General features: G+C 62.1%; 12 protein-coding genes. 8 read left to right on the forward strand and 4 right to left on the reverse strand.

Annotated elements, in window-relative coordinates:
• On the forward strand, window positions 1-475 hold a 475-nt coding region (locus VFI82_00080; GenBank protein ID HET7183049.1), incomplete at its 5' end, for a LysM peptidoglycan-binding domain-containing protein.
• Between the two features lie 75 nt (window positions 476-550).
• Window positions 551-1,924: a tryptophanase gene (locus tag VFI82_00085; protein ID HET7183050.1), complete on the forward strand. Its 1,374-nt coding sequence runs from the start codon at window positions 551-553 to the stop codon at window positions 1,922-1,924.
• Window positions 1,925-2,029: 105 nt separating this feature from the next.
• Here the strand turns inward: VFI82_00085 and VFI82_00090 are convergent, their stop codons facing one another.
• The 3 genes from VFI82_00090 to VFI82_00100 all read right to left on the reverse strand — a co-directional run bounded on the left by VFI82_00090 (window position 2,030) and on the right by VFI82_00100 (window position 3,789).
• Window positions 2,030-2,581 carry a hypothetical protein gene (locus VFI82_00090; protein ID HET7183051.1) on the reverse strand — a complete coding sequence of 184 codons (552 nt, stop codon included), beginning with the start codon at window positions 2,579-2,581 and terminating at the stop codon, window positions 2,030-2,032.
• A 33-nt stretch (window positions 2,582-2,614) separates the two neighbouring features.
• Window positions 2,615-3,160, reverse strand: coding sequence for a hypothetical protein (locus VFI82_00095; GenBank protein HET7183052.1), 546 nt, complete (start codon window positions 3,158-3,160; stop codon window positions 2,615-2,617).
• Between the two features lie 65 nt (window positions 3,161-3,225).
• Entirely contained in the window at window positions 3,226-3,789 is a 564-nt protein-coding gene (locus tag VFI82_00100; GenBank protein HET7183053.1) for an RNA polymerase sigma factor, read from the reverse strand.
• A 212-nt stretch (window positions 3,790-4,001) separates the two neighbouring features.
• Between VFI82_00100 and VFI82_00105 the strand changes: the two genes are divergently transcribed.
• Window positions 4,002-5,033: a hypothetical protein gene (locus VFI82_00105; protein HET7183054.1), complete on the forward strand. Its 1,032-nt coding sequence runs from the start codon at window positions 4,002-4,004 to the stop codon at window positions 5,031-5,033.
• On the opposite strand, the gene VFI82_00110 is transcribed toward VFI82_00105, so the two are convergent.
• Window positions 5,030-5,983, reverse strand: coding sequence for a hypothetical protein (locus tag VFI82_00110; GenBank protein HET7183055.1), 954 nt, complete (start codon window positions 5,981-5,983; stop codon window positions 5,030-5,032). The genes VFI82_00105 and VFI82_00110 overlap by 4 nt on opposite strands.
• A 241-nt stretch (window positions 5,984-6,224) precedes the next feature.
• Between VFI82_00110 and VFI82_00115 the strand changes: the two genes are divergently transcribed.
• From VFI82_00115 to VFI82_00135, 5 genes are all read left to right on the forward strand, one after another.
• Window positions 6,225-6,485, forward strand: coding sequence for a hypothetical protein (locus VFI82_00115; GenBank protein ID HET7183056.1), 261 nt, complete (start codon window positions 6,225-6,227; stop codon window positions 6,483-6,485).
• Between the two features lie 105 nt (window positions 6,486-6,590).
• Window positions 6,591-7,085 (forward strand): NAD(P)H-dependent oxidoreductase subunit E, encoded by a 495-nt coding sequence (locus VFI82_00120; protein HET7183057.1) that lies wholly within the window; start codon window positions 6,591-6,593, stop codon window positions 7,083-7,085.
• 15 nt (window positions 7,086-7,100) lie between these two features.
• Window positions 7,101-8,978, forward strand: a complete 1,878-nt coding sequence (locus VFI82_00125) for an NADH-quinone oxidoreductase subunit NuoF (protein ID HET7183058.1) — start codon at window positions 7,101-7,103, stop codon at window positions 8,976-8,978.
• Between the two features lie 16 nt (window positions 8,979-8,994).
• Complete coding sequence (locus tag VFI82_00130; protein ID HET7183059.1) at window positions 8,995-9,711, forward strand: 2Fe-2S iron-sulfur cluster-binding protein; 717 nt, start codon at window positions 8,995-8,997, stop codon at window positions 9,709-9,711.
• Window positions 9,712-9,787: 76 nt separating this feature from the next.
• Window positions 9,788-10,978 (forward strand): glutamate synthase-related protein (locus VFI82_00135; protein ID HET7183060.1); only part of this gene is annotated, 1,191 nt, incomplete at its 3' end.

The raw sequence follows: 10,978 nt of genomic DNA on the forward strand, positions 1-10,978 counted from the left end.
CCCGGTCACGCCGCGTGAGCCCGTCAAGCTCGTCGAGCAGCGCAGCGTGCCTGTCGCGGTGAAGGCGCGTGTGGTTCTTCCCAAGCCGCAGGCCACCCGCCTGCCGCACCGCGCGCATTCACGTACGCAGATCCGCCGCACCCAGGAACCCGATCCCAGCGTGGTGGTGGTGGAGCGTGGCGACTCGCTGTGGCGCATCGCCGAGGACCTGTTCGGCGACGGCCGCCTCTGGACGGCGTTGTGGCACGCCAATCCCGATGTCAGCAATCCGAACCGCATTTATGTCGGACAGACGCTGCGCGTGCCCGCTCCCGCCCAGCTCGCGCAACTCCGGTTGAAGCTCCACAAGAGCGCTGCGCACGCGCGCACCGCCATCCCGGCACCCGCGCCCGCAGCTTCCGCCGCCCATGCCGCTCCGGCGAGTGCCGCCCAGCTCCAGGCCCCCGCCCAGCCCGCCTCAAATCCGCGGCGGTGATGCCCGTCACTGCGCTGCGGCGCAGTTCTGCGACACCCTATCAGGGACGCCGTCGTTCCGGCCGTGGAGTCTCCGTTGGTAAGAACCATCATCGAGCCGTTCCGCATCAAGAGCGTGGAGCCGATCCGCTGGACCACGCGCGCGCAACGCGAGCAACTGTTGCGCGACGCGCACTACAACCTCTTCCTTCTATCGGCTGACGATGTATTGATCGACCTGCTCACCGACTCGGGCACCGGCGCCATGTCCACCTACCAGTGGGCCGCCATCATGGAAGGCGACGAGAGTTACGCGGGCAGCCGCAGCTTCACGCGCTTCCGCACCTCGGTGCAGAGCATCGTCGGATACAAGCACGTCATCCCCACGCACCAGGGCCGCGCCGCCGAGCGCATTCTCTTCCACGTAATGTGCAAGAAAGGCGACGTGGTACCGAACAATACCCATTTCGACACTACGCGCGCCAATGTCGAGTACGCCGGCGCCGAAGCGGTCGATCTGCCCGTCCGCGAAGGCTGCCTCCCGGCGCTGCAATATCCCTTCAAAGGCAACATGGATGTGGAGGCGCTGGAAGGGCTGATCGCTCGCGTCGGACGCGAGCGCGTTCCGCTGGTCATGCTGACAGTGACCAACAATTCCGGCGGCGGCCAGCCGGTATCCATGGAAAATGTCCGCCGGGTAAGCAACGTCTGCCGGAAGCACGGAATCCCGCTTTATTTCGACGCCTGCCGGTTCGCGGAAAATTCATACTTCATCAAACTGCGCGAGGAGGGATTCGCGGGAAAGTCTCCTAAGGAAATTGCGCAGCAGATGTTCCGCTACGGCGACGGTTGCACTATGTCGGCAAAGAAGGACGGCATGGCGAATATCGGCGGCTTCCTTTGCACCAACAACGACCAGCTCGCCCAGCAGGAAAAAGACCTGCTCATCCTGACCGAAGGATATCCAACCTACGGCGGCTTGGCCGGTCGAGACCTGGAAGCGGTCGCGGTCGGACTGCAGGAGGCGCTGCACGAAGACTACCTGCGGTACCGCATCAGCTCGACGGCATACCTGGGAGATCACATCGCTTCTCACGGGGTGCCGATCGTGCAGCCTCCCGGCGGTCACGCGATTTACCTGGATGCACGCGCCTTCCTGCCGCAGGTGCCGGCCGAACAGTTTCCCGGCGTCGCGTTGGCGGCCGAGCTTTATCTGGAAGGCGGTATCCGCTCCGTGGAGATTGGGACGCTCATGTTCGGCGCCGCCGCCAAAATGGACTTGGTGCGGTTAGCGATCCCGCGGCGTGTCTATACCCAGAGCCACATCGACTATGTGGTGGAGGTCATCCTGGAAGTGTGGCGTCGGCGCGAGCAGATCGGCGGCTTGAAGTTGGGCTACGAAGCGCCTTTCCTGCGACATTTCACAGCGCGCCTGGAGCCGATCGCTAAAGCAGTCGCCGTAAAAGCCTGACCGCACACTCAGCAATTAAGTAAGAAAGAGGAATGTTCAGGGATCGTCTGCCATTCTTCATCCTCCACCCGACTTCTGACTTCTCACTGAAGCGCGGTTTCGTGCCTACTTCAGCTGCGTGGGCGTCACTTCAATTTCAAAGCGGCGCGGCAGGCTGGGATCGTCCATGGTAGCAATCACTAATCCTTTGCCACTCACGATGGGAGCGTAAACATCGGCGTTGGCCTGGCGCAGCACCGGTTGCTCTCTGGCCATCTGGGTCGCCGTGGAACCTTGCTCGGGCAATGCCGGACTGGAGAACTCGATGGTTGCAACCAGCAACGGAGTCGGTTCTTCGTTGCGGACGCGGCAACGCAGGTTCACGCCGACATCGATGTACTGAAATGGTCCTGGAATGTTTCCGCTGGGCACGGGAATGCGCGCGCCGCTCTTCAGGATGGACATGACCCCGTTGTCGGCCAGCAACATCGTGTAGTTCCTGGCATTCACCGTTTTTTTGTCCTGCAATTCTCGAAACGTGAAATCGAGCCGGTAGAAATGCAGGGGCTTCGATTCCGTTGCCGCCGGCTTCTTCGCATCTTCCTTTTCCTGCGCGCGAGCCGCTGCCACTCCCAGCATCACGACTGCCATGACCGCGCACGCCATCATCTTCCGCATGACTTCCTCCTGGTGAATCTTCTTGAAATCAAATCACTGAACCTTGAATGACTGCTCGATGTACTCCACGCTCTCTTGCCGTGTTTGCGCTTGCCGCTCTGCAACCACCTTTGCCTCATCCGGATTACTGCGCAGCATAGCCACCAGTGCGCGTTCCGCTTCCGTCAGCTGGGCCGGCGCAAATACCGGCTGGCGTGGCTCGGGTGCCGTAGGTTTTGCAATCGCGGTTTCAACCGCCGTCGTGCCTCGCCTCGGCCTCCGACGAGACGCAACCACCCGGCGCTCGGTAGGCGCTTGATTTTCATGTGTCGCCGGACCCGGCTTCTGTTCCACCACAACCGGTGCTTGTCCGGTCTGCGCCGGACGCGTTGGCTGCAGCGCGATCGCCAGCAGCACTACCGCAGCGATCGCTGCCGCTCCCCACAGAGGCATCCACCGCCACCAGTGCCTCGGCCCTGGTTGTGCCCGCAGGTTGGCCAGAATGCGCTGCTCCAGCCCGGCACGCGGTTCCACATCCTGAGGCGAAAGGGCTTCGTTCAGAAGCCGATCCACCGTACGCTCCCGTTCCTCCCGGTTCATTGATTTCTTCTCCTCGGGATCCTCAGACCGCGCTGCCTGTTCCAACCCCTGATCGTTGCCACCCATCAGCGCGGGCTGGGGTGGATGGCAGCCAGCATCTTTTCGCGCAAGACTTGACGCGCGCGGAACAGCCGCTGGCGCACCGTTCCCTCGGGAATTCCCAATACCTGGCCTATGTCCGCCGACGACATCTCCTGCACCGTGGTCAGCAGCACCACCTCACGCAGGTCACGCGGGAGGCGCTCGATCATGAAGTCGAGCATTTCCTTCATCTGCCTCTCAACTGCCACCTGCTCCGCGCCCGGCGCGGGATCGGCAATGGTGTTCAATATCTCCGGCGCAGCGTCGGTTGCGTGCTCGCGATGTTGGCGGACGCGGTCCACAGCCACCCGCCACGCGACCCGCGCCAGCCACAGCCGGACATCGCGTATCTCGGCAAGGTTTCTTTGCCGCGACAAGCGCAAAAACGTCTCCTGCGCCGCATCTTCCGCGTCTTCACGATTGCGCAGGACCGAATACGCTACGCCGAAGACGAAGCGCGCGTGATGGTGAACGATCTGCTCCACGTCCACGACCGCCGCTGCGACGCTGCCGACTTCGTCCAACGTGACCTGCCCTGCCCAGCTCATGCCCGCTCTCATGAATGAAGACGGTGCGGCCGAAGGATTGTTCAGAAAATTATTACTAAGTCTCTGTTCGGGATACCTGGCTTCGATTGGCGCGCCTGGCATGCGTGAAATCACCGCTGCTCTGCTGTGAATGCTGTACCATGAACAGTTTTTATCGCCGCAAGCGCTTTTGATGACAGCTGCGGCCATTCATATCCGGAGGAGTCGCACTCATGGGAAAGATTCGCGTGATCCAGTATGGAGTCGGGCCAATCGGCGCCGGCATGGTCCGCTTGATGCTGGCCAAGCCCGCCATCCAGATCGTGGGGGCCATTGATGTCGATCCGAAAAAGGTCGGGCAGGATCTGGGCATAGTTGCCGGCACCAATCGCCAGATTGGCGTAAAAATCAGCTCCGACGTGCATTCCGTCCTGGGCTCCGGCGCCGATGTCGTCGTGCACACCACGCTCTCGCACTTGAAGTCTGTCGCCGGCCAGCTTACCGACTGTCTCAACGCGGGCCTGCACGTGGTCTCCACCTGCGAGGAGCTGTCTTACCCCTTCCGCAAGCACCCCGAGCTGAGCCGGCAACTCGACGACCTCGCGCGCACGCATAACGTGGTCCTGCTCGGCACCGGCGTGAATCCGGGATTTGTGCTCGATAAGCTGATCCTCACGCTCGCCACCGCGTGCCAGAACGTCACGCACGCCAGCGGGCACCGCGTGGTCAACGCCAGCAAGCGACGCCAGCCGCTGCAGGCGAAGATCGGCTCCGGGCTCACCGTCGATGAATTTTACGCGCAGGTAAAAGCGGGCGTAATCAAGCACCACGGGCTGCCGGAGTCGGTCGGCATGGTCGCCGACGGATTGGGTCTCGAGGTGGCGAAGATTGAGGAAGTCATCGAGCCGGTGGTCGCCAAGCAACAAGTAAAGACCGACTACTTCGACGTGCCCGCGGGCAAGGTAGTCGGGGTGCGGCAAGTGGGACACGGCATTTCCTCTGCCGGCAAGATCAACGTTGACCTGAAACTCGAAATGTACCTGGGCGCGCCGGATTCGGTGGATATGGTAAGCATCAAGGGTACGCCGGATCTGACCCTTACCGTGCCCGGCGGAACGCACGGAGACTTGGCCACGGCGGCCATTACCGTGAACTGCATTCCTGCGCTGTTCGAGATGCGGCCGGGACTGCGGACGTCAAAGGACACGCCGATGAGCTATTTTTCGGGGACAAGTTTCGCCGCGGGAAAGGCCCATGGCTCTTAGGTCTTAGTTTCCAGTTCGTGGCACGGGAGTTCGCGAGATCGTAAGCCAGCCTGCGATCTAACACCCAGCAGCGCCGTCGCGGCGACATACATCACGAAGCACTCCAGCGCAAAGGGCAGGAAGCCGAGAAATCCTGGCGCCGGCATTTCGAAAATCTTCCACGGTTGGGCGATAGGAAAGATGTAGTGCCATTTTGCCGCCGCCCAGTTATTCCAGAACTCCCACAGCCATCCGCACACCCAGCCGGAGAGCAATAACGAGTACAGCCGACCGCGACGGCCCTGCCTCAGGTCGCCCAACAGCGACGGCAGTCCCATGAGCCGGTTTAAGGGCTCGAGTAGAAAAATGAATCCTACCCACACCAGCGCGAATAAGTAAGCTGCGATGCGCTGCGGAAGGATGAGCGGCAGCAGCAGGCAAGCTGCGCCGAAGAACATCATGAAGCGCTCGGCGCGTTGGGAAAATCTTAGTGGCCGGCGCGTCGTTCGAAACCAGCCGAACGCCTCGATCAGATCAGCGGTCTCCAGTATCCCCGGCGTGATGGTCGCAAACGACCATCCGTAACCCAGGAGCGCGCCTGCCCAACTGACGGGAACGCCGACGTAGGTCCAGTTCGCCAGGCGCAGGTTGTAGGCCTCAAAGATTGTCCAGAGCGGAATGGACAGCGCGGCGCAGAGCAGGAAACCGGGCAGTGAGTCCGTCATGCGCGAGGTCCCGCGTGTCACCTGCACCATGGCATCGGCGATCAGCAGGTACGACGTCCACGCAATCGGGGTGAAGTACACGTCCACCGGCCAGACGTGGCGGAACATCAGCGCCTCGGCCAGGGCCAGCAACGCCAGTCCAATCCATCCTCGGAGCGGGAATGCGAAGTGCCGGCAGCGCAGGAACTCGATGACGAGTGCCGCCGCGGTGGCAAGAGTGATAACGATTCCGAGCACTGGACGCATATGCGCGAAGCTGGCCTCATAGCCACATTACTAGAAGCCATCTCCTAAGTGCCCGCCGGATGCGACAGGCCCAAGCCGGGCCTTGCAATCCGATGTCACCCGCCAACGTGACGTGCATCACCTGCTATCGAAAAATACGATTGCCGTAATCACCGAAACAAGTGATGCGCCTCACTGCCGATGCGCTCGCAAGGCGCTGTAATCACATGTTGGCCAAGCGGCGTGAACCGCGAGGGATGCAATGACCGATCAGCCGAAAGGCGATTTGTACCACCTGCTGAAGTGCCCGCTCTGCGAAGGCCGAGGGGAGCTACCTCACAAGGAGATGCTGGAACGGCTGAGCGAGAAGGACCTCGGCCGAAAGCTCGCCAGCTACATGGACAATTTCATCGCTGCTGACGAGAACGAGGCCGAGCCCGAAGCTGCCCATGGCGAGTTTCAGCAACACGTTGACGTCTGGAACTGCACGCATTTCCTGTGGCGTCGCAGTCCCAAGGAGTGAAACCGACCGTGTTTGAAAGTGCGCGGCTTCAGCAATGCCGCAAAACGGTCTTTAGCATTGCGGCTTTAGCCGCCGAGGGCAGTGCTGGTGTAGCGAGACAGATCTATGACATCGGAGACTGAAGTCATCCCGGAAATCCTGGCCCATTTTGACCAAACGCGTTCCAGCCTGATTCCCATTCTTCAGGAAATCCAAGACAAATACAGATATTTGCCCCAGGCCATGCTGCGTCAAGTCGCCGCGAAGCTCGATATCCCGGTGCCCGAGGTCTATCACGTTGCGACCTTCTACAACTGCTTCAGCCTGGAGCCGGTCGGACGCAACCTGGTGCAGGTATGCCTGGGGACCGCCTGCCATGTGCGCGGCGCGCCCAAGGTGCTGGACCGCTTGCTGACCGACCTGAAGCTGCCCGCGCCGGGCACCACCGCCGACATGGAGTTCACAGTACGGACGGTGCGCTGTGTTGGCTGCTGCGGGTTGGCGCCGGTGGTGCGCGTCAACGACAACACGCATCCCGCCATGACCCAGGCGAAGGTCAAAGGCATGCTGAAGAAGTACTACAGCAAGCCTGTCGCCAAGCAAGAGGCTGCACCGCAGTAGTTGCGAGGACATGACATGCCAAGGCTGAATTCAATCGAGCAACTGGAGCAACTGCGAGCCGCATGCGTGGCCGACAACAATCAGGACGCGCAACGTCCCTGCCTCAGCGTGTGCGCGGGCAGCGGATGCAGCGCCGCAGGAGCCGAAGACCTGCTCACCGCATTGCGCAAAGCGGTCGAGAAGGCGGGCATGCAGGAGCAGATCGACGTGAAGAGCACGGGCTGCCACGGCTTCTGCGAGCGCGGCCCGGTGATGCTGGTCTGGCCCGAAGGCACTTTTTACAACAAGGTGACTGCCGCCAGCGCCGCTGAAATCGTGGCCAGCGTCTGTAATGGCCACAAGCCCGTCGAAAAACTTCTTTACCGGGATCCGGTCAGCGGCAAGAAGTGCCGGACGGAAGAGGAAGTTCCCTTCTACGCGCGCCAGACGCGCGTGCTGTTCGCCAACAACGGCCGCATCGATCCCAAGCAGATTCACGATTACCTGCGCGTCGGCGGCTACGCGGCGTTGGCCAAAGTCTTGGGCGGCATGACTGCCGACCAGGTGGTCGAAACCGTGACCAAGTCCGGCCTTCGCGGACGCGGCGGCGCCGGCTTCCCCACCGGCGTGAAGTGGAGCCTCTGCCGCAAGAACGGCAAGCCCAACGGAACCGGAGAGATCGAACGTTACATCATCTGTAACGCTGATGAAGGCGATCCCGGCGCGTTCATGGACCGCTCGCTGCTGGAAGGCAATCCGCATAGCGTAATCGAAGGCATGATCATCGGGGCGTTCGCGCTCGGTGCGAAAAAGGGCTTCGTTTATGTGCGCGCCGAGTATCCGCTGGCGGTGAAGCATCTTCAGTTCGCGCTCCAGCAAGCGGAAGAACTGGGCCTGCTGGGCGACAACATTTTGGGCACCGGGCTGAATTTCCGGATCCACCTGGTGCAGGGCGCGGGCGCATTCGTGTGCGGCGAGGAAACTGCGCTGATTGCGTCGATTGAAGGACGCGTCGGGGAGCCTCACCCGCGCCCACCTTATCCGGTCGAGAAAGGCCTGTTCGGCAAGCCCACGGTCATCAACAACGTGAAGACCTGGGCCTCGGTCGGACACATCGTGAACCGCGGCGCCGAGTGGTACTCCGCCATCGGCACGGAAAAAAGCAAGGGCACGATGGTGTTCTCGCTGGTCGGCAAGATCAACAACACCGGCCTAGTGGAAGTGCCCATGGGAATCACGCTGCACCAGATGATTTACGACATCGGCGGCGGCATTCCCAACGGCCGCTCGCTGAAGGCGGTGCAGATCGGCGGCCCGTCGGGCGGCTGCATCCCCGCCGACCTGGTGGATCTGCCGATCGATTACGAGCAACTGACCAAGGCCGGCTCGATGATGGGTTCCGGCGGCATGGTGGTGATGGACGATTCCACCTGCATGGTGGACGTCGCCCGCTATTTCATGGAATTCCTGGAAGAAGAGTCCTGCGGCCAGTGCTTCCCCTGCCGCCAGGGCACCCAGGAGATGAAGGCGATCCTGACCCGCATCTGCGAAGGCAGCGGCAAAGAAGAGGATCTCGAGACGCTCGCCGACCTTGGTTGGCTGATGAAGGAGACCTCCCTCTGCGGGCTCGGTCAGACCGCCGCCAACCCGGTGCTGACCACGCTGCGCTACTTCCGCAATGAGTACCTGGCGCACATCCGCGACGAAGTCTGCCCCGCCAAGGTCTGCAAGAAACTGATCGTGTACGAGATCAGCCCGACCATCTGTGACGGATGTGGCGCGTGCGTGAAGGTATGCGCCGGGCAGGCCATCCTCGGCGAAAAAGACATGCCCCACAAGATCGACCCGGCCAAATGCACCAAGTGCGGCGCCTGCATGGAAGTCTGTGTACCGAAAGCAGTCTTGGTGAGCTGAATGAAACGGTGAGGAAATGATTCGACTCAAGGTGAACGGCATCAACGTCGAAGTGGAGCCCGGCACCACCGTGCTGGAGGCCATCCGCTTCCTGGGTCTTCCCATTCCCACGCTCTGCCACGACGACGGATTGCGCGACATCGGCGCTTGCCGGCTGTGCACCGTGGAGGTGAGCATGGCTGCCAACGGCCGCACCCGCCTGTTGAGCGCCTGCACTCTTCCCGCCCAGGACGGCATGGACATCCGCACCAACTCCGCCTCCGTGCAGCGCGCCCGCAAGCTGCTGCTGGAGCTGTATGTCGCCACCTGCCCGCAGTCCAAGACTATCCAGGATCTGGCGAGCGAGTACGGCGTGCGCCAGGTGCGCTACGACGCGCACCACGAGAACTGCATCCAGTGCGGCCTCTGCGTGCGCATCTGCGAGCAGCAGATGATGGCCGGCGCGATTGGGTTCGCAGGACGCGGGCACCATCGCCGCGTGTCCCGGCCTTTCGACATCACCAGCGATAAGTGCCGCCAGTGCGGCGCTTGCATTTACGTTTGCCCGGTTTGCGAGCTGCGGTGCCAGGCCTCGACGGCCACCACCGCGCTCTGCAGCGGATGCCTGAATTTCGCGCCGGTGTGCTTCCAAAGCTACGACGACGCGATGTGCTTCCTGGAACCGTGCCATGCGTGCGAGATTTCAGGTCCGCTGCGCAGTGACGTGAAGATCAAGAAAGCCATTAGCTCTTAGCTGTCGGAGAGCTGGGATAAGAAGAAAGCTGGCAGCCGAAAGCTGACAGCTCTTACAGAGTACTCAGGAGCTCACAATGACCTACACACGCCTCAACGCTTCCGCCGCCACCCTGACCAAGAACCGCACCGAGGACTCGGTCAGCCCGTTTAGCGGAATGTGCACCACCTGCGTCGATGGGTGCATCGGGATGTGCGAAATCGGCAAGTCCGCCTATCGCGGCACGGAAATGATTTATCCGCAGCCGTTCGGCATTATTACGACCGCTTCGCAGAAGGATTACCCGGTGGACCTGTCGCATTTCACCATCCTCGGGCGCGCAACCGGCGCCTGGGGCGTGGAAGCCGACAGCAACAAAGCCCTGTTCCCCAACGTGAACCTCGAGGTCACGATCGGCCGCGACAAGAAAAACGGCATCCAGTGCAAGCTGCCGTTCGTGGGCGCGGCGATGGGCTCGACCAACGTCGCCAAGAACAGCTGGCCCGAGTACGCGGCCGGACTGGCCATCAGCGGCGTGCCCATGGCGATCGGCGAGAACGTCACCGGCATGGACATGGCGTCGCGCTTCGAGAACGGGAAGCTGGTGGACGGTCCCGAGCTGAAGTGGCGCGTGGACTGCTACCGCGAGTGGCAGATGGACGGCTTCGGCGAAGTCATCCTGCAGGCCAACGTGGAAGACACCATGCTGGGCGTGCAGGAATTCGCTCTGACCCGGCTGGGCGTGAAGAGCGTCGAGCTGAAGTGGGGTCAGGGAGCCAAGGACATCGGCGGCGAAGTGAAGATCCGCGACCTGAACAAGGCGCAGGAGCTGAAGCGCCGCGGCTACGTGGTGCTGCCCGATCCCATGGATCCCATCGTGGTGGACGCGTTCAAGCGCGGCACCTTCCACGAGTTCGAGCGCCACTCCCGCGTGGGCATGACATCGGAAGACGCCTTCCTGAAGCGGGTGGAGCAGCTGCGCAAGCTGGGCGCCAAGCACATCACGCTGAAGACCGGCGCCTACCGGCCGGTGGACCTGGCGAGGGCGGTGAAGTACGCCTCGCTGGCCGAGCTGGACCTGCTCACCGTGGACGCGGCGGGCGGGGGCACCGGCATGAGCCCCTGGCGCATGATGAACGAGTGGGGCATCCCGGGCATCGAGCTGCACTCGCTGCTGCGCGAGTACCTGGAGACGCTGGCGAAGCGCAAGGAGTTCATCCCCGATATCGCGCTGGCCGGCGGCTTCACCTTCGAGGACCAGATGTTTAAGGGCTTCGCGATGGGAGCG

The organism is Terriglobales bacterium (assembly GCA_035691485.1).
GTDB lineage: Bacteria > Acidobacteriota > Terriglobia > Terriglobales > Acidobacteriaceae > JAIQGF01.